The 26,199-nt window shown below is 55.5% G+C and carries 24 protein-coding genes; 8 read left to right on the forward strand and 16 right to left on the reverse strand.

All coding sequences use genetic code 11. The features are described 5' to 3' along the window. Positions 1-27 precede the first annotated feature (27 nt). From AB4Y96_RS03270 to rimM, 5 genes are all read right to left on the reverse strand, one after another. Positions 28-822: a basic amino acid ABC transporter substrate-binding protein gene (locus AB4Y96_RS03270; RefSeq protein ID WP_441915620.1), complete on the reverse strand. Its 795-nt coding sequence runs from the start codon at positions 820-822 to the stop codon at positions 28-30. Between the two features lie 210 nt (positions 823-1,032). Further along, positions 1,033-1,485, reverse strand: a complete 453-nt coding sequence (rplS, locus tag AB4Y96_RS03275; RefSeq protein WP_091880211.1) for a 50S ribosomal protein L19 — start codon at positions 1,483-1,485, stop codon at positions 1,033-1,035. 192 nt (positions 1,486-1,677) lie between these two features. Beyond that, on the reverse strand, positions 1,678-2,205 hold the full coding sequence (locus tag AB4Y96_RS03280) for a GNAT family N-acetyltransferase (RefSeq protein WP_441915623.1): 528 nt from the start codon (positions 2,203-2,205) through the stop codon (positions 1,678-1,680). A gap of 14 nt (positions 2,206-2,219) precedes the next feature. Continuing rightward, entirely contained in the window at positions 2,220-2,933 is a 714-nt protein-coding gene (gene trmD / locus AB4Y96_RS03285) for a tRNA (guanosine(37)-N1)-methyltransferase TrmD (protein ID WP_113095380.1), read from the reverse strand. Beyond that, positions 2,930-3,508, reverse strand: coding sequence for a ribosome maturation factor RimM (gene rimM, locus AB4Y96_RS03290; RefSeq protein ID WP_091879474.1), 579 nt, complete (start codon positions 3,506-3,508; stop codon positions 2,930-2,932). Before rimM ends, trmD begins: the two co-directional genes overlap by 4 nt. A 140-nt stretch (positions 3,509-3,648) precedes the next feature. Between rimM and AB4Y96_RS03295 the strand changes: the two genes are divergently transcribed. After that, complete coding sequence (locus AB4Y96_RS03295; RefSeq protein WP_441915625.1) at positions 3,649-4,605, forward strand: tyrosine recombinase XerC; 957 nt, start codon at positions 3,649-3,651, stop codon at positions 4,603-4,605. 80 nt (positions 4,606-4,685) lie between these two features. Next, positions 4,686-5,753, forward strand: coding sequence for a TraB/GumN family protein (locus AB4Y96_RS03300; protein ID WP_441915627.1), 1,068 nt, complete (start codon positions 4,686-4,688; stop codon positions 5,751-5,753). Between the two features lie 518 nt (positions 5,754-6,271). Here the strand turns inward: AB4Y96_RS03300 and lpdA are convergent. The 11 genes from lpdA to AB4Y96_RS03355 all read right to left on the reverse strand — a co-directional run bounded on the left by lpdA (position 6,272) and on the right by AB4Y96_RS03355 (position 19,277). After that, a complete protein-coding gene (lpdA, locus tag AB4Y96_RS03305) occupies positions 6,272-7,678 on the reverse strand; it encodes a dihydrolipoyl dehydrogenase (RefSeq protein WP_091879469.1) in 1,407 nt (468 codons plus the stop codon). A gap of 33 nt (positions 7,679-7,711) precedes the next feature. Continuing rightward, positions 7,712-8,242, reverse strand: coding sequence for a hypothetical protein (locus tag AB4Y96_RS03310; RefSeq protein ID WP_441915629.1), 531 nt, complete (start codon positions 8,240-8,242; stop codon positions 7,712-7,714). Between the two features lie 7 nt (positions 8,243-8,249). Continuing rightward, positions 8,250-8,885, reverse strand: coding sequence for a LysE family translocator (locus AB4Y96_RS03315; protein ID WP_091879466.1), 636 nt, complete (start codon positions 8,883-8,885; stop codon positions 8,250-8,252). 5 nt (positions 8,886-8,890) lie between these two features. Then, complete coding sequence (locus AB4Y96_RS03320; protein ID WP_441915631.1) at positions 8,891-9,337, reverse strand: VOC family protein; 447 nt, start codon at positions 9,335-9,337, stop codon at positions 8,891-8,893. A gap of 184 nt (positions 9,338-9,521) precedes the next feature. Then, the gene (odhB, locus tag AB4Y96_RS03325) at positions 9,522-10,805 is read right to left on the reverse strand and encodes a 2-oxoglutarate dehydrogenase complex dihydrolipoyllysine-residue succinyltransferase (RefSeq protein ID WP_441915632.1); all 1,284 of its coding nucleotides are present in this window, start codon (positions 10,803-10,805) and stop codon (positions 9,522-9,524) included. 47 nt (positions 10,806-10,852) lie between these two features. After that, complete coding sequence (locus AB4Y96_RS03330; protein ID WP_091879461.1) at positions 10,853-13,861, reverse strand: 2-oxoglutarate dehydrogenase E1 component; 3,009 nt, start codon at positions 13,859-13,861, stop codon at positions 10,853-10,855. A 186-nt stretch (positions 13,862-14,047) separates the two neighbouring features. Beyond that, positions 14,048-14,962, reverse strand: a complete 915-nt coding sequence (gene sucD, locus AB4Y96_RS03335) for a succinate--CoA ligase subunit alpha (protein ID WP_091879459.1) — start codon at positions 14,960-14,962, stop codon at positions 14,048-14,050. A 3-nt stretch (positions 14,963-14,965) separates the two neighbouring features. After that, entirely contained in the window at positions 14,966-16,162 is a 1,197-nt protein-coding gene (gene sucC / locus AB4Y96_RS03340; protein ID WP_091879458.1) for an ADP-forming succinate--CoA ligase subunit beta, read from the reverse strand. A 65-nt stretch (positions 16,163-16,227) separates the two neighbouring features. Next, a complete protein-coding gene (gene mdh, locus AB4Y96_RS03345) occupies positions 16,228-17,190 on the reverse strand; it encodes a malate dehydrogenase (protein ID WP_091879456.1) in 963 nt (320 codons plus the stop codon). Positions 17,191-17,483: 293 nt separating this feature from the next. Further along, positions 17,484-18,665: a cell division protein ZapE gene (gene zapE / locus AB4Y96_RS03350; protein ID WP_441915634.1), complete on the reverse strand. Its 1,182-nt coding sequence runs from the start codon at positions 18,663-18,665 to the stop codon at positions 17,484-17,486. A gap of 63 nt (positions 18,666-18,728) precedes the next feature. After that, a complete protein-coding gene (locus AB4Y96_RS03355; RefSeq protein WP_091879453.1) occupies positions 18,729-19,277 on the reverse strand; it encodes a protease inhibitor Inh/omp19 family protein in 549 nt (182 codons plus the stop codon). A 336-nt stretch (positions 19,278-19,613) separates the two neighbouring features. Here AB4Y96_RS03355 and AB4Y96_RS03360 point away from each other — a divergent pair, with 336 nt between their 5' ends. The 6 genes from AB4Y96_RS03360 to AB4Y96_RS03385 all read left to right on the forward strand — a co-directional run bounded on the left by AB4Y96_RS03360 (position 19,614) and on the right by AB4Y96_RS03385 (position 26,103). Then, positions 19,614-20,420, forward strand: a complete 807-nt coding sequence (locus AB4Y96_RS03360; protein WP_441915636.1) for a siderophore-interacting protein — start codon at positions 19,614-19,616, stop codon at positions 20,418-20,420. A 68-nt stretch (positions 20,421-20,488) separates the two neighbouring features. After that, the gene (locus AB4Y96_RS03365) at positions 20,489-21,505 is read left to right on the forward strand and encodes an NADP-dependent oxidoreductase (protein WP_441915637.1); all 1,017 of its coding nucleotides are present in this window, start codon (positions 20,489-20,491) and stop codon (positions 21,503-21,505) included. A 122-nt stretch (positions 21,506-21,627) separates the two neighbouring features. Beyond that, entirely contained in the window at positions 21,628-22,521 is an 894-nt protein-coding gene (gene dapF / locus AB4Y96_RS03370; RefSeq protein ID WP_091879448.1) for a diaminopimelate epimerase, read from the forward strand. After that, positions 22,521-23,804 (forward strand): tRNA (N(6)-L-threonylcarbamoyladenosine(37)-C(2))-methylthiotransferase MtaB, encoded by a 1,284-nt coding sequence (gene mtaB / locus AB4Y96_RS03375; RefSeq protein WP_441915639.1) that lies wholly within the window; start codon positions 22,521-22,523, stop codon positions 23,802-23,804. Before dapF ends, mtaB begins: the two co-directional genes overlap by 1 nt. 23 nt (positions 23,805-23,827) lie before the next feature. Beyond that, positions 23,828-25,444 carry a signal recognition particle-docking protein FtsY gene (ftsY, locus tag AB4Y96_RS03380; protein WP_441915641.1) on the forward strand — a complete coding sequence of 539 codons (1,617 nt, stop codon included), beginning with the start codon at positions 23,828-23,830 and terminating at the stop codon, positions 25,442-25,444. Further along, the gene (locus AB4Y96_RS03385) at positions 25,444-26,103 is read left to right on the forward strand and encodes a septation protein A (RefSeq protein WP_091879443.1); all 660 of its coding nucleotides are present in this window, start codon (positions 25,444-25,446) and stop codon (positions 26,101-26,103) included. The genes ftsY and AB4Y96_RS03385 overlap by 1 nt, the downstream gene beginning before the upstream one ends. The last annotated feature ends 96 nt before the right edge of the window (positions 26,104-26,199 follow it).

A 26,199-nucleotide genomic window follows, 5' to 3' on the forward strand; every position in this document is an offset into this window, starting at 1 on the left:
ACTTCTGTTCTGTGAGGGAATCGACAACTATTGGCCAAGCTTGTAGTCGAGAAACCACTTCTTGTTCAGCGCATCAAAGGTACCGTCAGCCTTCATGGCAGCAATGGCTGCATTAACAGGGGCGACGAGATCAGAGCCCTTGGCAAAGATGAAGCCGAAATCTTCCGCGCCCAGCGGGCCGCCTACGAGCTTCAACTTGCCATCCGATGCATCCACATAGCCCTTGCCCGCCGTACTGTCTGTCAGAACGACATCGACGTCACCGGTCTTGAGTGCCTGAATGGTCGCACCGAACGTCTCGAACAGCTTGATACGCGGGTTTTGCTCGTTACCATCAAGCAGATTATAGACGGCTACATAGAAATTGGTTGTGCCGGGCTGAGCCCCGACGAGACCATCCTTGATTTCTGCAAAGCCTTTTGCATCCGAGAAACGCTTTTCATCACTGCGAACCAGCATGAATTGCTCCGAACGCATATAGGGCTCGGAGAAATCCACCTTCTGCTTGCGCTCGTCATTGATGGTAATGCCTGTCATGCCGATCTGATACTGGTTATCGGCCACCGACTGGATCATCGCATCCCAGCTCGTGTTCAGATACTCCACCTTGAAATTCAATCGCTTGGCGATTTCATTCATGGCATCATATTCCCAGCCCACAGCCTTGCCGGTTTTTGGATCGATAAATTGCAAAGGCGGATAGGCATTTTCCGTAACAACGGCAACCTTCTTGCCGCCCAGATCGGGCAGTTGCGCAGCCAAAGCCGAAAACGGCACGGTAGCGAGCATTAGCCCCGCCAGAATAACGGATCGCAAATTCATGTCAGACCTCTAATATTGCGTTTTGATCAATCGAAGCACAAATTTCACTTTGTAAAGGCTCCGTCAATCCCCTCAAGCGGCATGCAACTGCTTTATTCGCTATTGCGCAAGCATCATTTTTTCAACTGTAGAATGACAACTGCGACGAGTACCGAGCAAAAGAAAAAGGCGGCCCGAAGACCGCCTTTTCAAATTTAAAATGAACTGCGCTTATTCAGCAGCAGGTGCCTTGGCAACGGTTTCTTCCGTTACCTTTTCAGCTGTACCAGTGACTGGAACAGCAGTCTTACCCTTGCGGTTGTCTTTCTTCTCGGCAATGCGGGCTGCCTTACCGGTCAGACCACGCAGGTAGTAAAGCTTCGCACGACGGACCTTACCGCGGCGGACCACTTCAACACCTTCAACCAGTGGTGAGAAAATCGGGAATACGCGTTCAACGCCTTCACCGTAGGAAATCTTGCGAACTGTGAAGTTCTCGTTAATGCCTGCGCCATTGCGCGCAATGCAAACGCCTTCATAAGCCTGAACGCGGGTACGTGTACCTTCCGTCACGCGTACGTTAACGCGGACTGTATCACCTGGCTTGAAATCAGGCAGTGTGCGCTTTGCTTCGATCTTTGCTCTCTGTTCGAGATCGAGCTGACGAATAATATCGACGGTCATCGTCTTCATCCTTTTCTTTTCAAACAGTCAGAGCGCTCAACACTTGCCATGCAGCATCTTTGGCCGCATTTCTATGCCTCTAGTGAGGCAGGAGCGAATTCACCATCCATTGATTGTGGACTTGGGTTTTTCCCGAGTTGGCGGCCAGATACACCATAAAAGTCGCTTTGTCACCTCTGGCAGCGATTCTTTTTAACGCTGATTGGCCGCAGAGTCGAGGATGAGAGGTTTTCGCATGAAAACCCTTCGCGTTTCGTCGAGACCTCTTTCGATATGTTCCTGTCGGATTTGCAACAGCGCCGGGCTCAATGCCGCATCAACAATATCGGTGAAGCCAAGCCTGCGGTAATAGGGTGCATTCCACGGAACATCCCGGAAGGTTGAAAGCAAAAGCCCTTGCCTGCCTTCTTTGCGGGCTTGCTCTTCCACCAGCCCGATCAGCGCCGCCCCGATGCGTTTTCCTGTATATTCCGGGTCAACGTCGATTTGTTCGATATAAAGCTGGTCATCGACCAAGCCAAAAATCACAAAGGCAATCGGCTTCGCATCAACGGCGACAAAAAGGCGATCTTGACCGATCCGCTCAAGCAAGACAGCATCAGGTGTTGGATCATCATTGGCGATCTCCACCATGCCGATATCAAGGAATCGCAACGCGGAAGCCCGTTCAATTGCTGCAATGGCGGGAATGTCACCCACCGCACCGCTTCGAAACTGCATTGTGTTGGCTCCACCTATTTGCGCGGCTTCTTCGTCTGCGGATAGCGATCCCAAAGGTCGGGGCGCCGCTCCTGCGTCAGCTTTTCAGCCTCCGCCTTGCGCCACTTCTCGATGGCTCCGTGATTACCGGAAAGCAGCACATCGGGGATACGCCGCCCTTCCCACTCCTGCGGTTTGGTATATTGCGGATGCTCCAGCAGACCAGTCTCAAAGCTCTCCGTCTCACCTGACTGCGCATTGCCCATTACGCCGGGAAGAAGTCGCACAATTGCATCAAGAACAACGATGGCCGCAGTCTCACCGCCTGACAGGATGTAATCGCCGATCGAAACTTCTTCAAACTGCCGTGCTTCGATCAACCGTTCATCAACGCCTTCGAACCGGCCGCACAAAATGACGGCACCCGGACCTGCGGCAAGCTCTCGCACCCGTTCCTGACTGAGCGGTTTGCCGCGCGGGCTCATGAACAGCCTTGGTCGCCCATCAGCCACCTGATCTACGGCACGCGCGAGCACATCCGCTTTCATCACCATACCGGCACCACCGCCAGCGGGAGTGTCATCGACCATGCGGTGCTTGTCCGTCGCAAATTCGCGTATCTGCACTGTCTCAAGCGACCATGCTTTGTCGGCCAATGCCTTGCCTGCGAGGGATACGCCAAGTGGTCCCGGGAACATTTCCGGGTAGAGTGTCAAGACAGTGGCCCGGAAACCGGCATTGCCGCTCATGGACGCTCTTTCCCGCCATCGCCGCCAAGCTGCCTGCGCCGCTCTTCTTCCTCATTCTCATCGGCGATAAGCCCAGCCGCAGCCGGATCAATGACGACCTGCCCTGCCTTTACGTCGATGGATGGGACAGCGGCTTGTGTAAACGGAACCAGCATCGGCCGGCGGCCCGGTATCGTCAGCTCGATGAGATCACCGCCACCGAAATTGAACATGGCCGAGACTTTGCCATAGGGTTTGCCTTCACCGTCAACCGCATCAAGCCCAATGAGGTCCGCATGATAAAACTCGTCTTCATCGAGTTCCTCAGGCAGTTGTGCGCGATCAATAAACAACATTGTTCCATTCAACGCTTCGGCCATTGTGCGGTCATTGACACCCCGGAACCGCACAACGACAACGGTATTGGCGGGGCGGATTGCCAATATCTCAAAGCTTCTGCCGGTCACATCATAAAGCAGGCCGTAATCAGCCAATGCCAGGGGATCGCCGGTAAAAGTCTTTACCCGCACTTCACCGCGCGTTCCATGCGCTGCACCGATAATGGCGAGCTGCACCGGATCATTCAATTTTGCCATAGGCTTTTTCCATTCCTATCTTCTTCGTTGGAGGAATTACTCTGTCTTTGGCCAAACGCCAAGTGAGAAGGACAGGCGAAACGACTCCGTAAGGACTGCTGTGGCATTGTCAGGCGGAAATAGGGTTGAGGAGTATTGCCATGGTCGTGCAGCCACAGAGTGCCGAATTTCTGGTTTCGGCTCGACCTGACCTGATTACCGCGCGGGAAGAATGGCTGAAATCGCTGAAAAACACCCGTCGTCTCGCAGCCAATACACTTGAGGCTTATGAGCGCGACACCCGTCAGTTTTTTCAGTTTCTCACTGGTCACCTCGCCGAGCCACCGTCGCTGAAAGACGTTGCGACCCTGCGTATTGCTGATCTGCGATCCTATCTGGCGCGCCGACGCAATGATGGTGCAGGCGCGCGTACCCTCGGCCGTGGCCTTGCAGGCATTCGCTCCTTTCTGCGTTATCTGGAGAAGCAGGGCATGGCCAACGCCGCAGCCTCCATCGCCATGCGCGCGCCGAAGCAGCCCAAATCACTGCCGAAACCATTGACCACTGTTGATGCCCGGCGCGTGGTGGAAAAGGGTGAACAGCTCAATGAGGAACCATGGATCGCCGCGCGCAATGCAGCGGTTCTGACCTTGCTTTACGGTTGCGGATTGCGCATCTCCGAAGCGCTTAACCTTGACGGCAGCGCATTGCGCGACCCTTCGGCCCGCTCCATTCCTATCACCGGCAAGGGTAACAAGACGCGTATGGTGCCGCTTCTGCCCATCGTTCACAGGGCTGTAGAGGAATATCGCCAGCTGTGCCCTTACGAACTGGAAGAGGGAAAGCCGCTGTTCCGCGGCGCACGCGGTGGCGAATTGCATTCGGCAATCATCCAGCGCGACATGCAGAAGATGCGCGGTGCGCTTGGCCTGCCCGACACGGCAACCCCGCATGCGCTGCGCCACTCCTTTGCCACCCATTTGCTCGGGCGCGGCGGTGATCTGCGCACGATTCAGGAACTGCTCGGCCATGCGAGCCTCTCCACAACACAGGTCTATACCGGCGTTGATACGGAGCGGCTGATGGAAATCTATGACAAGGCACATCCCCGCGCCTGAAGACCGACAATATCTGTGTTACAAACAATTTGCAGAATGGTTTTAACGCCTTTTTGCCAAACCAACCGTATGAACAGACCATGACCCATACCGGCCCAACCATTTCTCTTGATCGTATAGCCGACGGCGCCCTGCGTCTTCTGGCTTTCTTGAGCTGGCTTTTGCTCGCCTCTTTCCTGATTGTTGCGTTCACCGCAACCCATGCGCGTGCCGAAGACATATCCTGCGGAGGGCATGACCTCATCGCTGAAATGGCCAAGTCCGATCCTGAAAAACTTGCGGCCTTGCGAAAGGAAGCGGAAGCCACGGAGAACGGTAAAAGCATTCTGTGGAAGATCGAAAAGCCCGGAACGAAACCATCATGGCTTTTTGGCACCATGCATCTGACCGATCCGCGTGTATTGAAGCTCTCCGATACAGCGCAACGCGCCTATCAGGACGCAGGAACGGTTGTGATCGAGACAGATGAAGTCCTTGATCCAAAAGCGCCGTTGAAGGTCATGGCGCAGGATCCGGGACTGATGATGTTTACCGATGACAATACATTGGAAAAGCTCATACCAGCCGACAAGCTTGAGGACGTGAAAACGGGACTTGCTGCGCGAGGCCTGTCATTGGCGGCGCTTAACAAAATGCAGCCCTGGATCATCACCAGCATGCTTGCCATGTCTCCCTGCGAGCTTGAACGTGGCAAAAGCGGTCAGGCCTTTCTCGATATCAAGCTTGCCCGGGATGCCAAGACACAGGGCAAGGAAATTGCCGGGCTTGAAACCATCAAGGATCAGCTCAGCGCCATGGCATCCTTGCCGCTGAAATTCCATGTCGATGGTCTGATCGAGACGCTTAATCTGGCATCAAAGCTGCCTGACATGTTCGAAACCATGGTGGTGCTCTATACCCATGGCGATGCGGCCCTGATCTTTCCCTTCATGCGTTCCCTTTCTCCGGATGGTACAGCGACCGGTGAGAACTACGCGGCTTTCGAAGAAAAGATGGTTGATGCCCGCAACCGGGTCATGGTGGAGCGCGCCATCCCCATTATCGACAAAGGAAATGTCTTTATAGCTGTTGGTGCCCTGCATCTTCCGGGGAAAAACGGGCTTGTGACGCTCTTCCGCGCCAAGGGATACACAGTTACGGCGCAATAATTATCGCTCTCGGCAATCGGATAAATACTTGGTTTTGAATGATATATCCCGTAACTGTCACAACCTATCCGCGTAATATTGGAACTTACAACGCGATGAATCGTTATATTTCTTGAACGCAAGAGCATTACGGAGGACGTGAGATGACCTATGACCCCAACTTGCAACGTCCCGTGGACGCGCAGACAGATCCTGAACCAAGAGTGGTTCAGAGAAGCGGAGGCGGAAGCGGATTCCTTATTGCAGGTATATTGATCGCTGCTTTGGTTATCGGCGGTTATTATTATCTGAATAGCAGCACGACAATGGATGCTCCGGCACCGCCAGCACCGACAACGCGGGCCCCTGCGCCTGCAACAGCTGAGCCACCGGCATCCACAGCACCAGCAACGCCTGCCCCGGCTCAGCCGGCTCCGGCTCCAACCACACCGGCTCCTAGCAACAATTAATGCCGGATAGGTAATGAAACTAAAAGGCCCGGTATTCCGGGCCTTTTTCTTATTCGTCTATAGTCCGGATCACATATGGATCGGCTTGGCAAAGGTCGCGAGAGCCGCTTCGCGCACTGCTTCCGACATGGTTGGATGTGCGTGCGTTGTGCGAGCCAGATCTTCCGATGAGCCGCCAAATTCCATCAGCACGGTCGCTTCATGGATCATCTCGCCAGCGCCAAAACCGACGATGTGAACACCAAGCACACGATCAGTCGCCTTATCCGCAAGGATTTTGACGAAACCGTCCGTGTGCAGCATGGCGCGGGCACGGCCATTGGCCGTGAACGGGAATTTACCCGCCTTGTAATCAATACCGGCTGCTTTCAGCTCTTCTTCCGTCTTGCCGACTGAGGCCACTTCCGGCTGCGTGTAGACGACGCTCGGAATGGCATCGAAATTCACATGACCGGCCTGACCGGCCAGAATTTCCGCAACAGCGATGCCTTCATCTTCAGCTTTATGCGCGAGCATAGGCCCTTGAACCACGTCGCCAATGGCATAAATACCAGCCACATTGGTCTGCCAATGATCATTGATGGCAACGCGTCCGCGATTATCGACCTCAACACCGGCTTCCTTCAGGCCAAGACCGTCCGTATAGGGGCGGCGGCCCGTTGAAACGAGTACCGCATCAGCCGTAACGCTCTGGGCCTCACCGCCCTTGACTGGCTCAAATGTAACCTTGGCACCCTTGCCGGACTTTTCAACGCCGGTCACTTTGGCGCTCATTTTAAACTCGATGCCCTGTTTCTCCAGCATGCGCTGGAACTGACGCGATACTTCGCCGTCCATCGGTCCGAGAATCTTGTCGAGGAATTCAACGACCGTTACCTTGGCGCCAAGACGCGCCCAGACCGAACCCAGTTCGAGGCCGATAACACCGCCACCAACAACCACGAGCGTTTCCGGAACCTTGGTAAACTCCAGCGCGCCGGTCGAGGAAACGATGACCTTTTCATCGAATTCGACATTGACACCGGGAATACCAGCAACGTCGGAACCGGTGGCGATGACAATGTTCTTTGTCTCGATTTCCTGTACCTTGCCATCATCGCCGGTCACGGAAACCTTGCCCGCCGCAACGACCTTACCGGTACCCTTGAATGTATCAATCTTGTTCTTCTTGAACAGGAAGGCCACGCCATTGACGTTGGATTCAACCGTTGCATCCTTGTGCGCAAGCATCGCCTTCAGATTGAGCTTTGGTGTACCAACGTCCACACCCAGCGTCGCATGCGAATGACCTGCTTCATGGAACACTTCCGAAGCGTGCAGCAATGCCTTGGAGGGAATGCAACCGATGTTGAGGCAGGTGCCGCCAAACGTATCGCGCTTTTCAATCACCGCGGTCTTCAGGCCAAGCTGCGCAGCCTTGATCGCGCAGACATAACCGCCCGGACCTGTTCCGATGATGACGACGTCATATGACATGATTAAATCCTTCTTCTGTGACGCAACTCGAAACTACTGTTCGGGCACGCATTCTTTGAAACGGAAGACTTCCCATGGAAAAGTCTCAAGGGGTTTTTCGAGTTTGAAATTGAAACTGCTCATCGCGCCGGAAAAATCCGGCAGGAGCAGCGCCTGTGCGGAAGGCTCCTTGGCCGTTGGCAGAAGTTCGGCGTCAGCGCCCTCCTTCAAGGCATAGACAACACCTTTCCAGACAGTGCATCGCTGCAACTCGTCGCCGGTTACGTCACCCGCCGGGCACTTGTACATGACAGTGGCATTGGGCCTCCCACCGTCTTTGTCCCACATAACAACACCATCAAGCTTGAGATCGCTGTCATTCATCCGGATTGTGAATTCATTCGGCATGACCGCCGGTCCGTCATCCGGGGCGCTTTTGAACGTCAGCGTAAAATCATCGTCCCTATCCGTATAGACGGCATGATCCTGCAGGCACGCGGCAAAAGCCGGTTGCGACACCAGCACACCGAACACCGCAAGAACGGCAGCGCATTTTCCCAGACGATGGCGAGAGGACAAGATCATCAGTGCTCTAGCTCGCTTGCTGGGTTGCGAGCTTGATTCCGAGCCCGATGAAGACAAGTCCGGTCACACGGTTGAACCAGCGCCCCCAAGATACAAACCGGTCGCGCACGGATTGCATGGTAAAGAACGTTGAAACCGCGACAAACCAGGCGATCAGCGCTATCGCCATGAACAGGCCATAGGTTGCCTGCACCAGCGCTGGCGTTTCATGGCTGACGAGAGCCGAAAACAACGACAGGAAGAACAAAACAGGCTTTGGGTTGAGCGCATTGGTGACGAAGCCCATCAGGAAACAACGCCAATCGGAGATATTCTTGTCCTTTTCACCCGCGACAATGGCAGGCGCTTCCATTCCGGGTGCACGTAGTGCCTTGACGCCGAGATAGAAGAGATAGGCCGCACCGGCCCATTTCAACATGCCGAACAGGAACAGAGATTTCGACACCAGCAGGCCAAGGCCGAGAATGGTGTAGCTGATATGAAAGAGCAGTGAAGCGCCGATGCCAAAACTGGTCATGATGGCGCTACGACGGCCATGCACGATGCTCTGGCGTACAACAATGGCAAAGTCGGCACCCGGAGAAACGATCATGATCGAGAAGACCGCCATGAGGCCGAGAAACTCATACATGTAATGCGACATGCTTATTATTCTCCCGCAGCCTCAAGGGCGGCATTAAAAGCCCAGACATGACCGAACGGGTCACGAATACGGCCATAACGGGCATTCCAGAACGTATCTTCAACCGGCATGATCAGGGTCGCGCCTGCCTTGACTGCCCGGTCCACCGCTGCATCAACATCGGCTGGCTTGGATAGGTTGACATTGAGCGCAACGCTGGCTCCGCCACGGGTGAGCGGTGACATCACATCGTTCTCACCGCCCTGATTCTTATACTCAGGAAACTCGTCATGCAGCATGAACGAACCACCGAAGAGATGAATATTGGCGTGCATGACGCGTTTGCCATCTTCGGCCAACTGCGTGAATGTGTTTTCAGCACCAAAGGCCTTTTCGTAAAAGGCGATCGCTTCAAGGCCGCCTTTGACGCAGATATGAGGTTCAAGGGGTGGGAAGTTCGGTCCAAAAGCCATTTGCGTTGCCTTTCATCTCATGCCGTTCTTCCGAAGATCGGCAAAACATGGATACCAGACGTATCGACCGCAGAGGCACCGGCCTTGTGATCGGGTAGCGAAATTAACTCAACCTGATCCGATTCACCACACCACAAAGTGCAGCCCCGTTCCTTTGATGGAACAGGGCCGACGATTGCTGTCCTTAGAGATCGAGAACCAGACGTTCCGGATCTTCCAGGCTTTCCTTGACACGGACGAGGAAGGTCACGGCTTCCTTGCCGTCAACGATGCGGTGGTCATAGCTCAGGGCAAGATACATCATCGGGCGGATGACGATCTGGCCGCCGACAACAACCGGACGGTCCTGAATCTTGTGCATGCCGAGAATGCCGGACTGCGGTGCATTGAGGATCGGCGAGGACATCAGTGAGCCATAAACGCCACCATTGGAGATGGTGAATGTACCGCCCTGCATGTCAGCCATTGAAAGCGCGCCATCGCGGGCTGCCTTGCCGAGACGGCCAATGTCCTTCTCGATTTCGGCAATCGACATCTGATCAGCATTGCGCACAACCGGAACAACCAGACCTTTATCCGTACCGACAGCAACGCCGACATGGGCAAAGTTCTTGTAGATGATGTCAGTGCCGTCGATTTCCGCATTAACCGCAGGAATTTCCTTCAGCGCATGGGTCACAGCCTTGGTGAAGAAGCCCATGAAGCCGAGTTTGACGCCGTGCTTCTTCTCAAAAATTTCCTTGTAGCGGTTACGCAGATCCATCACCGCCGACATGTCCACTTCGTTGTAAGTGGTCAGCATCGCTGCAGTGCTCTGCGCATCCTTGAGGCGGCGCGCAATGGTCTGGCGCAGGCGGGTCATCTTCACCCGCTCTTCGCGTGACGCATCATCCGCCGAAGAGGCCGGACGGGCGGCCTGCGGTGCAGGAGCGGCGGCTGGCTGTGCAGCGATACCCTTGGCAACGGCATCGAGCACATCACCCTTGAGCACCTGACCACGCTTGCCGGAACCATCGACCTGCGAAACGGAAACACCCTTTTCAGCCAGCAGCTTGGAAGCCGCCGGGGAAGCAGGCATTTCGCTTTCGTTGCGCGCGGTTACTGGTGTGTTGCCTGCAACTTCGCCGGCCTTTGCTTCAGCTTCAGCGACCGAAGATGCGCCGGCTGCGCCTGATGCCTGTGCAACGGCTTCCGGCTTGGCTTCTTCCTTCTTGGCAGCCGGGGCAGCACCACCTGCACCGATCATCCCGAGCAAGGCACCAACCTCGACCGTATCGCCTTCCTTGGCGGTGATTTCTTCAAGAACACCGGCAGCGGCAGCCGGAACTTCAAGTGTTACCTTGTCGGTCTCGAGTTCTACCAGCGGCTCGTCGGCGACAATTGCCTCACCGACTTTCTTGAACCATTTGCCAATGGTCGCTTCGGAAACGGATTCGCCCAGCGTTGGGACGCGAATTTCGGTTGCCATGATCTTGCTCTTCCGTTGATCGTCAGATGACTTCTGTTTGTTGTGGTTTAGGAGCCGAGGGCATCTTCAAGGAATGCTTCGAGCTGTGCAAGGTGTTTGGACATGAGGCCTGTTGCAGTCGACGCAGCGGCAGGACGTCCGGTATAACGAACGCGCTGATGCTTGGCATCGATATGCGCCAGAACCCATTCCAGATAAGGATCGATAAAGGCCCAGGCACCCATGTTCTTGGGCTCTTCCTGACACCAGACCATTTCCGCATTGCGGAAGCGGGACAGCTCAGTGATCAGCGCCTTGGCCGGGAAAGGATAAAGCTGTTCGACACGCAGCAGATAGACATCGTCAATACCACGCTTCTCGCGCTCTTCATAAAGGTCGTAATAGACCTTGCCCGAGCACAGGACGACCCGCCGAATCTTTGAATCCTTCTGCAGCTTGATGACCTGATCCTTCAGGAGCTGCGCATCATCCCACAGCAGGCGGTGGAACGAAGAATCACCGGTAAAGTCGCTGATCGAGGACACAGCCCGCTTATGACGCAGCAGTGATTTCGGTGTCATCAGGATGAGCGGCTTGCGGAAGTCGCGTTTCATCTGGCGGCGCAGGATATGGAAGTAATTGGCAGGTGTGGTGCAGTTTGCCACCTGCATATTGTCTTCCGCACAAAGCTGCAGATAGCGTTCGAGACGAGCCGATGAATGCTCCGGACCCTGACCTTCATAGCCATGCGGCAGAAGGCAGACGAGACCTGACATACGCAGCCATTTGCGTTCGCCCGACGAGATAAACTGGTCGAACACAACCTGCGCACCGTTGGCGAAATCGCCGAACTGGGCTTCCCACAGGGTCAGCGCACGCGGATCGGACAACGAATAGCCATACTCGAAACCAAGGACTGCCTCTTCGGAAAGCATCGAGTTGATGACTTCGTAGATCGCCTGACCCTTTTGCAGGTTGTTGAGCGGAATGTAACGCTGTTCGGTTTCCTGATCGTAGAGAACCGAATGACGCTGGCTGAATGTACCGCGCTCGACATCCTGACCCGACAGACGGATTGGATGACCTTCAATGGCCAGCGAGCCAAAAGCCAGAGCTTCAGCCATGGCCCAATCGAAACCTTCACCGGTTTCGACCATCTTGGCCCGGTTGTCCTGAAAGCGCTGGATCGTCCGGTGTACATTGAAACCAGCTGGAACTTCGGCAAGCTTCTTGCCGATTTCCTTGACTGTCTTCAACGGAAGCCCTGTTTTGCCGCGGCGCTGTTCATCCGCATTATCAGCCGTACGCAGACCACTCCACGCACCATCCAGCCAATCGGCCTTGTTGGGCTTGTAGTGTTGGCCGGCTTCAAACTCCTGTTCGAGGTTTTCGCGCCACGCGGCACGCATCTTCTCGACATCAGCTTCAGCAAGCAGACCCTGCTCGATCAGCTTGGCAGAGTAGAGCTGAACCGTTGTCTTCTGGCCACGAATGGTCTTGTACATCAGCGGCTGTGTGAATGCAGGCTCGTCGCCTTCATTGTGACCGAAGCGGCGATAGCAGAACATGTCGATGACAACCGGCTTGTGGAATGTCATGCGGTATTCGGTGGCAATCTTCGCCACATAAACAACCGCTTCCGGATCGTCGCCATTGACGTGGAAAATCGGTGCCTCGATCATCTTGGCCACATCGGATGGATAAGGCGAAGAACGCGACAGGCGCGGATTGGTGGTGAAACCAATCTGGTTGTTGATGATGAAATGCACCGTACCGCCAACGCGGTGACCGCGCAGGCCGGAAAGGCCAAGACATTCCGCAACCACACCCTGACCGGCAAACGAGGCATCGCCATGCAGCAGCAGCGGCATGATCTTGGCGCGTTCGGACAACGGCACCATATCGTCGCGGTCACGACCGGCCAGCAGATCCTGCTTGGCGCGGGCCTTGCCCATGACAACCGGATTGACGATTTCCAGATGCGACGGATTGGCCGTCAGCGACAGGTGAACCTTGTTGCCATCGAACTCACGGTCCGATGACGCACCCAGATGGTACTTCACGTCACCGGAACCTTCGACATCATCAGGCGCGTAGGAGCCGCCCTTGAATTCGTGGAAGATCGCGCGGTGCGGCTTGCGCATGAACTGGCTGAGCACGTTGAGACGGCCGCGGTGCGCCATGCCAAGGACGATTTCCTTGAGGCCCATCGAGCCGCCGCGCTTGACGATCTGCTCCAGCGCCGGGATGAGCGATTCACCGCCATCAAGACCGAAACGCTTCGTGCCCTTATACTTGACATCGATGAACTGCTCGAAACCTTCAGCCTCGATCAGCTTCGACAGAATGGCCTTCTTGCCCTCAGCGGTGAAGGCAACGCCCTTGTCCGGGCCCTCGATGCGTTCCTGAATCCACGACTTTTCCACCGGATCGGAAATGTGCATGAACTCGACGCCGATGGTCGAGCAATAGGTACGCTGTAGAATGTCGAGCATCTGCGGGATGGTCGCGTATTCGAGACCCAGCACATTGTCGATGAAGATCTTGCGGTCATAGTCTGCGGGCGAGAAACCATAGCTCTCGGGCGACAGCTCGTTATAGTCTTCCTTCACCTCGGCAAGACCAAGCGGATCAAGCTTGGCATGCAGGTGACCACGCATACGGTAGGCGCGGATCATCATGATGGCGCGTACGGAATCGCGGGCCGCGTGGATAATGTCCGCCGTGGCTGTGGCAGCCGATACTGCCGCACCGTTTGCTGCGCCATTGGTGGATTTGGCCTTCAGCTTGTCAGTGATGTGTTTTTCAACTTCACCCCAATTGCCGTCGAGCGCGGAGACGAGTTCACCATTGCCAGCGATCGGCCAGTTTGGCTTTTCCCAGGATGCGCCCTGAGCGTTCTTGATGACATCGGCTTTGGTGTCGTTGAGATTGGCAAAGAATTCCTGCCATTCGGGACCAACCGATGCCGGGTCCTTCTCATACTGCGCATGCAGTTCCTCGATATAATGGGCATTGCCACCATAGAGAAATGATGTGAGCGCGAAAATGTCGTTGGCCTGTTCTTGACGTGCCATGTGTGTTGACCGGAGCACCCGCTCCGTCTCCCTTGATGAGAGCGTCCGGGATCATCGTGACCCAAGAACACTCTGGGTTGAGGTTTCCGGCCCTTGCCGGGAAATCCCCGTGGATTGATCAGGGCGAACAGCCGCCCCGATCTGTCTTGGTCTGCAATCCGGGCAGAAATCTGCCCGGCTGAGGTTTTAGCCCTTGAGGACTTCAACCAATGTCTTGCCGAGCTGCGCCGGTGAAGGCGAAACGCGGATACCTGCAGCTTCCATGGCAGCGATCTTGTCTTCTGCGCCACCCTTGCCGCCCGAAATAACAGCGCCGGCATGGCCCATGGTGCGTCCGGGAGGAGCCGTACGTCCGGCGATGAAACCGGCCATTGGCTTCTTGCGACCGCGCTTGGCTTCGTCGGCGATGAACTGTGCTGCGTCTTCTTCAGCCGAGCCGCCGATTTCGCCAATCATGATGATGGACTTTGTTGCTTCATCAGCCAGGAACATCTCAAGTATGTCGATGAATTCGGTACCCTTTACAGGATCACCGCCAATACCGACTGCCGTTGTCTGGCCAAGGCCTTCATTCGTTGTCTGGAACACTGCTTCATAGGTAAGTGTGCCGGAGCGGGATACAACACCCACCGAACCCTTCTGGAAGATATTGCCCGGCATAATGCCGATCTTGCATTCTTCAGGGGTCAGGACGCCGGGGCAGTTCGGGCCGATCAGGCGCGACGTCGAACGGTCGAGGCGAGCCTTGACGCGAACCATGTCGATAACCGGAATGCCTTCGGTGATGCAGATGATCAGCGGGATTTCCGCCTCGATTGCTTCAAGGATGGCTTCCGCAGCGCCTGCTGGCGGCACATAGATCACCGAGGCGTTGGCGCCGGTGCGATCCTTGCCTTCGGCAACCGATGCGAAGATCGGCAACTGGGCGCCAGCACCGGTCGGCAACTTGCCTTCCCAGGTCTCGCCGCCCTTTTTCGGATGAATACCACCGACCATCTGGGTACCGTAATAGGCCAGAGCCTGCTCGGTATGGAATGTGCCGGTCTTGCCGGTCAGGCCCTGAACGAGAACCTTGGTGTCTTTGTTAACAAGAATAGACATGCCTTAGTTTCCCTTCACAGCCTTGACGATTTTCTGAGCCGCGTCATCGAGATCATCGGCGGAAACGACGTTGAGGCCGCTTTCATTGATGATCTTCTTGCCGAGCTCGGCATTGGTGCCTTCAAGGCGGACAACCAGCGGAACCTTGAGGCCCACTTCCTTGACCGCAGCGATCACACCTTCAGCAATCACATCACACTTCATGATGCCGCCGAAAATGTTGATCAGGATGCCTTCGACAGCCGGATCGGCAGTGATGATCTTGAACGCAGCAGTAACCTTCTCCTTGTTGGCACCGCCGCCAACGTCGAGGAAGTTTGCAGGCTCGGCGCCATAAAGCTTGATGATGTCCATCGTGGCCATGGCGAGACCGGCACCATTGACCATGCAGCCAATATTGCCGTCGAGGGCGACATAGGCGAGATCATACTTGGATGCTTCGATTTCCTTGGCGTCTTCTTCCGTGGTGTCACGCAGTTCAACCACGTCAGGATGACGGAACAATGCGTTGCCATCGAAGGAAACCTTGGCATCGAGAACGCGCAGACGGCCATTGGTCATGACGATCAGCGGGTTAACTTCGAGCAGGCTCATGTCCTTTTCGGTGAAAGCCTTGTAGAGGATCGGGAACAGTGTTTCGCCGTCCGTGCGCGCTTCGCCAGTCAGGCCGTAAGCATCGCTGATCTTCGTTATATCATCCGCTGTCACGCCCTTTTCCGGATCGATCGCCACGGTGATGATCTTTTCCGGCGTGTCATGGGCTACAGCTTCAATGTCCATGCCGCCTTCCGTGGAAACCACGAAAGCCGGACGGCCAACCGTACGATCAACGAGGATCGACAGATAAAGCTCGCGGTCAATGTCCGCACCATCTTCGATGTAGAGGCGATTGACCTGCTTGCCAGCGGGACCAGTCTGCTTGGTTACAAGCGTATTGCCCAGCATTTCCTTGGCATTGGCGACAACTTCCTCGACCGACTTTGAAAGGCGAACGCCGCCTTTCGCATCAGGACCGAGTTCCTTGAACTTGCCCTTGCCGCGACCGCCGGCATGAATCTGGCTCTTGACCACATAAAGCGGACCGGGCAGCGTCTTTGCCCACTCTTCCGCCTGTTCGACGGAATAGACGGCAACGCCATTGGCAATCGGCGCACCGAAGGAGTGGAGCAGGCGCTTGGCCTGATATTCGTGAATATTCATCAGTTAACTTCCTCTACGAAAAATCCGGCACAAACACTGGATCGTTTCAGAATGTTCAGGCCGAATTACTTGAGGTTCGGCGCGATGGCGATGCAGGCTTCGCAAAGACCAGCGACGGAAGCCACTGAGCTTTCAAAGGCCTTTTCTTCGGTCTTGTTGAGATCGATTTCGATGATGCGTTCCACGCCGCCAGCACCAATGATCACAGGCACGCCGACATACATGTCCTTGACGCCGTACTGACCGGAAAGATGCGCGGCAACAGGTAGAACGCGCTTCTTGTCCTTCAGGAAGGCTTCAGCCATCTGGACCGCAGAGGAAGCCGGTGCGTAGAAGGCCGAACCGGTCTTCAGCAAACCAACGATTTCCGCACCACCATCACGGGTGCGCTGGATGATCTGGTCGAGCTTTTCCTGACTGGTCCAACCCATCTTGACGAGATCAGGCAACGGAATACCGGCAACGGTCGAGTAACGGGCCAGCGGCACCATCGAATCGCCATGACCGCCGAGAACAAAAGCGGTGACGTCTTCGACCGAAACCTTGAATTCATCGGCGAGGAAATAACGGAAGCGGGCGCTGTCGAGAATGCCAGCCATGCCGACAACCATGTTCTTTGGCAGACCGGAGAACTTCTGCAGGGCCCAGACCATCGCATCGAGCGGGTTGGTGATGCAGATGACGAAAGCGTTGGGTGCATACTTCTTGATGCCCGCGCCAACCTGTTCCATGACCTTAAGGTTGATACCGAGCAGATCGTCGCGGCTCATGCCGGGCTTGCGCGGTACACCTGCGGTCACGATGACCACATCCGAACCCTCGATCGCCGAATAATCATTGGCGCCGACGAGCTTGGCGTCAAAATCATCAACCGGTGATGACTGGGCAATATCGAGCCCTTTGCCCTGAGGAGTGCCTTCTGCGATGTCGAAGAGCACGATATCACCGAGCTCCTTGAGCCCGATCAAATGTGCCAATGTTCCACCGATCATGCCTGAACCGATGAGGGCGATTTTGTTACGTGCCATGCTGGTTACTTCCCTGATCTGAAGTCTGGACGGACGCCAAAGGACAACAACGACGTTGGGCAGAGCCCATGACCATGCGCCTTTGCGTTGGGACGTTCGAATATTCCTCTTTCAAAAATAACTCAACCAAAAATTTTCCCCCCAATAAATTCAATCGTTTAGATTTGATGGGATTTACGTAAACGTCAATTGAATTTAGCCTGAGGAAGGATTTTCTGGAGTTATCTAACATAGGCAACATATCAAAATGATGAAATAAGGGCGACCCGCATCACAGTCATTTGATAGCGAACTCAGGCCTCTGCGGGTCTTGGTTCTTCAGGCGCCGGTGCTGCTTCCGCGAGATAGTCCGCGCTCTGCATTTCAAAGAGGCGCGAAGCTGTCCGGTCAAACTCGAAAGCCTCCGTGCCGCGATTGGCCTCATAAAGCTTGTCAGGCGAAGTTGCCGCGGAAATTACCACATGCACATGGTGGTCATAGAGAATGTCAATGAGGATGATGAACCGCTTGGCCTCATTGCGCCTTGAGTAATCAAGAATCGGAACGTCATCGATAAAGATTGTCTGGTACCGCGAAATAATGGCTGCATAGTCCAAGGCACCCAATGGCTTTGAGCAAAGATCAGCGAATGTAAAACGCGCCACATGACGGGCCGCCTGCGGAACAATAACCGTGCGGCCCTTGACCTTGAAACTGTCTTCGGCAACGGTCGCCCCATCGGTCGCCGCATGCCAGGCGTCATCCATTTTGCGCGTTGTATCCTCGCTCAGAGGTGAGAGATAAACCGGCATGCGGTTGAGTTTTTCCAGCCGGTAATCCGTACGCGCGTCCAGATTGATAACGTCAACATTGGTTTTCAAGAGATCGATAAAGGGTAGAAAAAGCTGCCGGTTCAACCCGTCCCGATAAAGATTGTCCGGTTCCACATTGGATGTGGCGACGAGGACAACACCGCGCTCGAACAATGCCTTAAACAGCCGTGACAGAATCATTGCATCAGCAATATCAGTCACGGTGAATTCATCGAAGCACAGTACCCAAGCCTGTTCCGCCAGCGCATCGGCAACGGGTGGGATAGGATCATCCTGTTTGGTCTCGCCATTCTTGTGCGCTTTTCGATGCGCATTGATGCGCTCGTGCACGTCGGCCATGAAATCGAGAAAATGCGCACGGCGTTTGCGTTTGGCTGGAACGAGCTGATGAAACATGTCCATCAGCATGGTTTTGCCGCGCCCGACCTCACCGAAAATATAAAGACCCTTGATCACCTCGTGGCGCGGCGAACGGCGGCTGAACAGCCAGCCCAGCGCGCTGGATTTGGTCGCAAGCCGCTTTGTCGCCAGTTCACGGATCAGCCGGTCGAACCGGCTTGCAAGAAGCTGTTGGGCTGGGTCCGCATCAATATCCCCGGCTTGCACGAGCGAATCATAGCGCTCGCGCACGGAGGGGAACACTTTCAGATTATCGTGCGACATGCGAACTGCAGTCTCCGGACGTGTGCGGCGGGCGAACCTGTGCTGCACACTCCCATTTTGGGCTTAACGTGACAGGCTCACACTCTGTCCACCAGTGGTCTGACCATCAAACCGCGACGACCCGGATGAATAGAGCCGAGCGACAGTGCCACCCGCTGCATCATAAAGGGTGAGCTGCTTGCCGCTGACTGCCCATGATGTGAGGTTTGCAAGCTCACCCGGACAGCGCAACGGACCGGCGCGATAACCCTGACCAAACTTTGTCTGCGGCGTCGCAATTTTGCAGCTCTGGCCACCAAGCGAAGCATTCCACACGCCTGCGACGCTGCTGGCCGTAACATCAGGTGCATTTGCCGGCGGCAGCGATGCAACCTGCGTCCCCTGACCACCTGGTGCTGCACCGTTGCCCGTAGTCGGCGCTGTCGGAAACTGGTTGGCGCCGCCGGGAGGCGGCAACTGGCTCTGGGTCACCGATCCGGCCGGCGCAGATTGCAACGGGGCGGGTGAGGGTGTGACACGGTCCATATCGTTGTCAAAACGCGTACTCTGGCATCCTGCCAGAACCATGCCGACAGCGGCAACGGCCAGCAAATTGACGTTCAAAGTCCCCATAGTCTTACTCTCCATCTACGCATCAAACAGAAAAAATGCGATTCGACTTGGCATTTATTAACCACGATAAAAGGGTATCGCGGCCAAATTTCAACCCGCCACGCGGCAAAACCGGCCTGTTTGCGGCCGATGCCCGTGGCAGAAGCGTCAAAAACTTGCCGAACTGGCAATATCGCCACACTGTTCAGGTCTGTTTCCGATTGGTGGAAACCATACGCTTGTTTCAAGTCAATCATTTTAAGGTGAATAAAGTCTTATGATGGCGCAAACGACTGATGACGCAAATGTGTGAAGAACCCCATTGAAGTCCGCAAGACCGAAAGGTATTTGTTGAGTATGACACTCATAAATAAAACACCCCAAAGAATCCGCCACGAAACCCGCCTGCGCCTCCTTGAAGTGCAGGACGTCAAACATCTGACGCCCCTCATGGTGCGCGTGACACTCGCCGGTGATCAGCTGGATGGGTTTGTCAGCGCCGGTTACGGTGATCATATCAAGGTTTTCTTCCCGCCCGCCGGCAGCGGACCGATTGTCCCGGTTCTGGGTCCCGATGGCATCAGCTTTCCGGAAGACAAGCCACGTCCGGAAATGCGTGACTACACACCTCGAAACTATCACCCGGCAACCAACACCCTCGATGTCGATTTTGTGCTGCATGGTGACGGCCCGGCTTCCACATGGGCAGCACAGGCAAAACCCGGCCAGCAGATTGTCATCGGCGGGCCGCGCGGCTCGATGATCATTCCGGATGCCTATGACTGGTATTTCCTCGCAGGTGATGAAACGGCCCTGCCCGCTATCAGCCGCCGACTGGAAGAATTACCGGCATCGGCGCGCGTCGTTGCGGTTATTGAGGTCGCTGACAAAGCCGAGGAACAGAATATCAAGACCAGCGCCAAGGCCGAGATCATCTGGGTTCACCGCAACGGAGCGGAAGCGGGCAATAACGATCTTCTGCTACAAACCGTCAAAAGCCTCGCCCTGCCGGAAGGCGATTGCTATGCCTTTATCGCCTGTGAAAGCGGGATTTCGAAATCGGTGCGCAATCACCTCGTTGAAGAGCGCGGCTTCAACAGCGAATGGGTGAAGGCCGCTGGCTATTGGCTGCGCGGCGTTGCTGACGCACACGAACCCCACTGACATATACTTACATTGCCGGGCTGACAGTGCTGGGGTAGGGTAGACGCCCTCCCCATAAGGACAAAACGATGTCTCAGCCGCAAAATACCCGTATCGTGCTTGCATCCCGGCCGAGTGGCCCTGTGAAGCCTGACAATTTCCGCATCGAAACCCAGCAGATACCTGCACCCGGTGACGGCGAAATATTACTCAAGATCCTGTTCCTGTCCCTTGATCCTTATATGCGCGGTCGCATGGATGATGCAGAATCCTATGCCGCTCCAGTCGCCGTCAACGCCGTGATGGAAGGCGGGACTGTTGCCGAGGTGGTCGAGAGCAGGCATCCCGATTTTCATCCCGGTGATATCGTTCTTTCTCACTCCGGCTGGCAAAGCTACGCCATTTCCAATGGCGTTGGCCTGCGCAAGCTTGACCCGAACGCCGCTCCCCTCTCGACCGCTGTCGGTATTCTCGGCATGCCCGGCTTCACCGCCTATGCGGGCCTTCTGACCATCGGTCAGCCCAAGCCCGGAGAAACAGTTGTTGTAGCGGCTGCCAGCGGTGCAGTTGGGGCAACGGTTGGTCAAATCGCACGAATCAAAGGGGCGAGAGCCATTGGCATTGCGGGCGGCGCGGAAAAATGCGCCTACATCCGCGATGAGCTTGGTTTCGATGTCGCCATTGATCACCGGGCGCCTGACTTTTCAGCGCAGTTGAAACTGGCCTGCCCAAAAGGCATTGACGTCTACTTCGAAAATGTCGGTGGCGCCGTCTGGGATGCGGTTTTTCCGCTGCTCAACACCTTCGCCCGCATCCCCGTCTGCGGTCTCGTCGCGCAATATGACGAACTTGACCTGTCGGGCAAGGATCGCCTGCCCGTGCTCATGCGCGACATTCTGAAGAAGAGCCTGACGGTACGCGGTTTCATCCAGCGCGAATTTGTCGATCAGCGGCCCTTATTCCTTGAAACCATGAGTGGATGGTTGCGTAGCGGTGAAGTCAAATACCGCGAAGATATTGTTGATGGGCTCGCCAATGCGCCCGAAGCTTTTATGGGGCTTCTGAAAGGGCATAATTTCGGCAAGCTGGTCATCCGCGTCGCCTGATAGCAGATGTATCTGATTGCCAGTTTCGTAGCTTTGATAAGGCTGGTACTGGCAATTCTTCACCTTTTCCGCCATATAAGCCCTCTATCGACATCAGAATGGCAATACAGGCTGACGGAAGCATGGCAGTGCGCGCGCAATTTGCAAAGATGAACGGACTTGGTAACGAGATAATCGTTGCCGACATGCGTCACCATACCGACCATGTTGCACCCGGTGCAGCCATAGCGCTCAATAATGATCCTGCGACAAAGTTCGATCAGATCATGGCGATCCACGCACCACGCAGGCAAGATGCGGATGCCTACATTGAGATCATCAATTCGGATGGTACGCAGGCGCAGACCTGCGGCAATGGCATGCGCTGTGTCGTGCAGGCGCTTGCCACTGAAACCGGCAAGCGGGAATTCACTTTCGAAACGATTTCTGGAATCATCACAGCCCACGAGCATCCCGATGGCTTGATATCCGTCGATATGGGAATGCCGCGTTTTGACTGGCAGGATATTCCGCTGGCTGAGCCTTTCCACGACACGCGCAAGATCGAATTGCAGATCGGGCCCATCGATGCGCCTGTGCTGCATTCACCTTCCGTTGTCAGCATGGGCAACCCGCATGCGATCTTCTGGGTCGATCAGGATGTCTGGACCTATGATCTGGAGCGTTTTGGCCCGTTGCTCGAAAATCACCCGATTTTCCCCGAGCGCGCCAATATCTCGATTGCCCATGTGACCAGCCGCAACGCAATTACTTTGCGTACCTGGGAACGCGGTGCCGGCCTTACACGCGCCTGTGGCTCGGCTGCCTGCGCATCAGCTGTTTCGGCTGCCCGTACCGGCCGCACCGAACGCACGGTGACAGTCACTGTCCCCGGTGGTCCGCTCGTAATCGAGTGGCTGGAAAACAATCACGTTCTGATGACCGGCCCGGCTGAATGGGAATTCTCCGGCTCATTTGATCCGCATACCGGCGAATGGCAGCGCGACGAAGCAACACCATCGCAGGGAGCTGCCTGATGGCTGTGGACGTCGTTACCTTTGGTTGCCGCCTCAACACCTATGAATCCGAGGTGATGAAGCGCGAAGCCGATGCAGCCGGACTTGGCACGCTGGAAAATGGCGCGATCATCTTCAACACCTGCGCCGTCACCAGCGAAGCAGTCCGTCAGGCGCGTCAGGCCATCCGCAAGGCACGCCGCGACAATCCGCAGGCACGCATTATTGTCACCGGCTGCGCCGCACAAACGGGCGCCGACGAGTTCGCCGCCATGGATGAAGTCGATCTCGTTCTCGGCAATGAAGAAAAACTGAAATCCAATTCCTATCGTATGCTGCCGGATTTTGGTGTGAACCAGTTCGAGAAAGTCCGCGTCAACGACATCATGGAAGTGCGCGAAACGGCTTCCCACATGGTCGATGCCATCGAGGGCCGTGCCCGCGCCTTTGTTCAGGTGCAAAATGGCTGCGATCATCGCTGCACCTTTTGCATCATCCCCTATGGCCGCGGCAATTCCCGTTCCGTGCCGATGGGCGGTGTTGTCGAACAGGTCAAGCGGCTCGTCGGCAATGGCTATAATGAAGTGGTTCTGACAGGCGTCGATATGACCAGCTATGGCCCCGACTTGCCGGGTAGCCTGCGTCTTGGCAAGCTGGTAAAAACAGTGCTGGGCCAAGTGCCCGATCTGAAACGCCTGCGCCTCTCATCCATCGACTCCATTGAGGCAGATGATGACCTGATGGAAGCACTGGCGACGGAAAGCCGCCTGATGCCGCACCTGCATCTGTCGCTGCAATCGGGTGACAACATGATTCTGAAGCGGATGAAGCGGCGTCATTTGCGCGAAAACTCCATCGAATTCTGTGAGAATGTTCGCAATATCAGGCCCGACATTGTTTTCGGCGCTGATATTATCGCTGGCTTTCCCACTGAAACCGATGAAATGTTCGAAAATTCCATCCGCATTGTCGAAGAATGCGGACTGACACATCTGCATATCTTCCCCTTCAGCCCGCGCGAAGGCACACCGGCTGCCCGCATGCCGCAGGTGAACAGGCAAATCGTCAAGGCCCGCGCTGCCCGGCTGCGTGCGGCTGGCGAGACAGCCTATCGTGCCCATCTCGACCGTCTTGTCGGTACGACCCAAAGAATACTCATCGAACGCGAAGGTCTTGGCCGTTCGGAAGGATTTACCCTTGTCGGCCTGAATGGCGGTGCTCCGGGTGAAATTATTGAACGGCCGATCAGCGGACATGATAGCGACAAGCTGCTGGCCGCAGACAGCGACCGGCGCGCAGCGTAATCACAACGAGCAAAGCAGCATTCATGGCTCTGGGTTTTATCAAGAAGATATTTTCATTCGGCAAAAAGGAAGTTGTCGAAGAGGCGCCGGCGGAAGTGCCCGTTGCAGCGCTCGAAGCGCCCATTCATCAGACAACCGAACAGGTCTATGAAGACACGACTGCGCAGGAATCATTGCCCCTTTCGACAGATCCAGAACCTGTTGAAACTGAGATCATCGAAGCCGGACCAAAAGACGAGCCCACGCCCGTAGCAGAAGCAAATCTCGTCGAACAACCGGCCGAGCCGGAGGTGCTGGTCGAAGCAGAGCCGATTGTGATAGAGCCTGCTATCACAGAAGAACCAGCACCTGCAGTGTTGGAACCGGAACCCGAAACCGCGGCAGAACTTCAGCAACCCGTTGAACCGGAAATCCTGCCCGAGCCTGTACCTGCGGCACCTCCGGCAGAACCCGAAATAGTAGCGGTACCGGAACCAGAACTAGAACCAGTTGTTGAAGAAGATCGCCCGGTTCCAATCACTTTGCCGGAAGAACCTTTCGAACAGACCATTGCCGAGACGGTCATACCGCCGGTCCACGTACCCGAGATTGAACCCGCCATAGACGTACCGGCACCGGTTGAACCAATAGCACCGGCAAAACCTGCCTCGTCAAAAGTAACCGTGACCAAGACGGTTGAGGAAAAGCAGGCTGAGGAGCCGGTTGCTGCCGAACCGGAAAAACGGCTTTCATGGTTCGAACGTCTGCGCAAGGGTCTTGCGCGCTCATCGCAACAATTGGGCGATTCCATCGGCGGCATCTTCACGCGGCGCAAGCTTGACGAAGACACGCTGCAAGACCTTGAAGATGTGCTGATCCAGGCGGATCTCGGCATGGAAACAGCTATCCGCATCACTGGATCCCTGAGCGCGACCCGCTATGGCAAGGACATCAGCACGGAAGAAGTCCGAACCATCATGGCAACGGAAATCGAAAAGGTGCTCGGACCAGTGGCAAAACCACTGGAACTTGACCTGTCGCACAAGCCGCACGTGATTCTGGTCGTCGGTGTCAACGGCACCGGCAAGACAACGACCATTGGCAAGCTTGCTGCAAAACTGACCGCGGGCGGTCTGAGCGTCATGTTGGCCGCAGGCGATACATTCCGCGCGGCGGCTATTGAACAACTGCATATCTGGGGTAAACGGACGGGCGCACCGGTGGTTTCATCAAAGCTTGGTGCTGATGCCGCAGGCCTTGCCTATGATGCATGGCAGCAGGCGAAAGAAGCTGGAAGTGACGTCCTGATTATCGACACAGCCGGACGGCTGCAGAACCGTACGGAACTGATGGACGAGCTCGCAAAGATTGTCCGCGTTCTCGGGAAGAACGATCCGGAAGCGCCGCACACGGTGCTACAGACGCTTGATGCCACCACAGGCCAGAACGCGCTCAATCAGGTCGAAATTTTCAAGAACATTGCCGGTGTCAACGGCCTCGTCATGACCAAACTGGACGGCACGGCGCGTGGCGGCATTCTTGTTGCCATTTCGGCCAAGCATAAATTACCTGTCTATTTCATCGGTGTCGGCGAGCAGGTCGAAGACCTCGAACCCTTCGCTGCCAAAGATTTTGCCAAAGCCATCGCAGGAGTTGCTTGATGGACCAATCCGTATTCGAACGTGACCCTTCCGATCCCTCCCGTAAGGAAGTCGCGCCACTTCTCAAACTGGCACTTGAACTCGGGCCATTGATGGTCTTTTTCTTTGCCAATGCCCGCGGTGAATGGCTGATCGAGCGATTTCCAGTGCTGTCTACTATTGGTGAGCCGATTTTTATCGCTACGGCCCTGTTCATGGCCGCGACCGCCATTGCGCTGATCACATCTTGGATAATGACGCGCAGCCTGCCGATCATGCCGCTTATCTCAGGCATTGTCGTTTTGATCTTCGGTGCGCTAACGCTTTATCTGCACAATGAAACCTTCATCAAGATGAAGCCAACCATCGTTAATGCGCTGTTCGGAATTATTCTGCTTGGCGGCCTCTATTTCGGCAAATCCTTGCTTGGCTATGTCTTCGACAGTGCCTTCAAGCTTGACGCAGAGGGCTGGCGCAAGCTCACCATGCGCTGGGGCATTTTCTTCCTGTTTCTGGCTGTATTGAACGAAGTGGTCTGGCGCAGTTTCTCCACGGATTTCTGGGTTGCTTTCAAGGTCTGGGGTACCATGCCGATCACCCTGCTTTTCACATTCGCGCAGATGCCGCTGGTGATGAGACATTCGCTTGAGCCGCTGCTGGACAAACGCAAAGAAAAATAGCTGCCACAATTGAGCTGAAAAGAACCGCAATTCCTGACAGATCGCGACGAAATCCCGCCGCGATCCTGGCTCAGATATCGCACTTACGGCAATTCT

The organism is Phyllobacterium sp. TAF24 (assembly GCF_052113785.1).
Taxonomy (GTDB): Bacteria; Pseudomonadota; Alphaproteobacteria; order Rhizobiales; family Rhizobiaceae; genus Phyllobacterium.

Excerpts from the sequence above, each read along its gene's own strand:
- rplS (WP_091880211.1), bottom strand. The coding sequence starts at position 1,485 with ATGACCGTCGATATTATTCGTCAGCTCGATCTCGAACAGAGAGCAAAG.
- sucD (WP_091879459.1), bottom strand. The coding sequence starts at position 14,962 with ATGTCTATTCTTGTTAACAAAGACACCAAGGTTCTCGTTCAGGGCCTG.
- AB4Y96_RS03320 (WP_441915631.1), bottom strand. The coding sequence starts at position 9,337 with ATGGCTTTTGGACCGAACTTCCCACCCCTTGAACCTCATATCTGCGTC.
- AB4Y96_RS03330 (WP_091879461.1), bottom strand. The coding sequence starts at position 13,861 with ATGGCACGTCAAGAACAGGCCAACGACATTTTCGCGCTCACATCATTT.
- AB4Y96_RS03385 (WP_091879443.1), top strand. The coding sequence starts at position 25,444 with ATGGACCAATCCGTATTCGAACGTGACCCTTCCGATCCCTCCCGTAAG.
- AB4Y96_RS03300 (WP_441915627.1), top strand. The coding sequence starts at position 4,686 with ATGACCCATACCGGCCCAACCATTTCTCTTGATCGTATAGCCGACGGC.
- mdh (WP_091879456.1), bottom strand. The coding sequence starts at position 17,190 with ATGGCACGTAACAAAATCGCCCTCATCGGTTCAGGCATGATCGGTGGA.
- AB4Y96_RS03310 (WP_441915629.1), bottom strand. The coding sequence starts at position 8,242 with ATGATCTTGTCCTCTCGCCATCGTCTGGGAAAATGCGCTGCCGTTCTT.
- sucC (WP_091879458.1), bottom strand. The coding sequence starts at position 16,162 with ATGAATATTCACGAATATCAGGCCAAGCGCCTGCTCCACTCCTTCGGT.
- dapF (WP_091879448.1), top strand. The coding sequence starts at position 21,628 with ATGGCAGTGCGCGCGCAATTTGCAAAGATGAACGGACTTGGTAACGAG.
- AB4Y96_RS03295 (WP_441915625.1), top strand. The coding sequence starts at position 3,649 with ATGGTCGTGCAGCCACAGAGTGCCGAATTTCTGGTTTCGGCTCGACCT.
- ftsY (WP_441915641.1), top strand. The coding sequence starts at position 23,828 with ATGGCTCTGGGTTTTATCAAGAAGATATTTTCATTCGGCAAAAAGGAA.
- AB4Y96_RS03355 (WP_091879453.1), bottom strand. The coding sequence starts at position 19,277 with ATGGGGACTTTGAACGTCAATTTGCTGGCCGTTGCCGCTGTCGGCATG.
- AB4Y96_RS03360 (WP_441915636.1), top strand. The coding sequence starts at position 19,614 with ATGACACTCATAAATAAAACACCCCAAAGAATCCGCCACGAAACCCGC.
- lpdA (WP_091879469.1), bottom strand. The coding sequence starts at position 7,678 with ATGTCATATGACGTCGTCATCATCGGAACAGGTCCGGGCGGTTATGTC.
- AB4Y96_RS03280 (WP_441915623.1), bottom strand. The coding sequence starts at position 2,205 with ATGCAGTTTCGAAGCGGTGCGGTGGGTGACATTCCCGCCATTGCAGCA.
- rimM (WP_091879474.1), bottom strand. The coding sequence starts at position 3,508 with ATGGCAAAATTGAATGATCCGGTGCAGCTCGCCATTATCGGTGCAGCG.
- AB4Y96_RS03270 (WP_441915620.1), bottom strand. The coding sequence starts at position 822 with ATGAATTTGCGATCCGTTATTCTGGCGGGGCTAATGCTCGCTACCGTG.
- odhB (WP_441915632.1), bottom strand. The coding sequence starts at position 10,805 with ATGGCAACCGAAATTCGCGTCCCAACGCTGGGCGAATCCGTTTCCGAA.
- AB4Y96_RS03365 (WP_441915637.1), top strand. The coding sequence starts at position 20,489 with ATGTCTCAGCCGCAAAATACCCGTATCGTGCTTGCATCCCGGCCGAGT.
- zapE (WP_441915634.1), bottom strand. The coding sequence starts at position 18,665 with ATGTCGCACGATAATCTGAAAGTGTTCCCCTCCGTGCGCGAGCGCTAT.
- trmD (WP_113095380.1), bottom strand. The coding sequence starts at position 2,933 with ATGAGCGGCAATGCCGGTTTCCGGGCCACTGTCTTGACACTCTACCCG.
- AB4Y96_RS03315 (WP_091879466.1), bottom strand. The coding sequence starts at position 8,885 with ATGTCGCATTACATGTATGAGTTTCTCGGCCTCATGGCGGTCTTCTCG.
- mtaB (WP_441915639.1), top strand. The coding sequence starts at position 22,521 with ATGGCTGTGGACGTCGTTACCTTTGGTTGCCGCCTCAACACCTATGAA.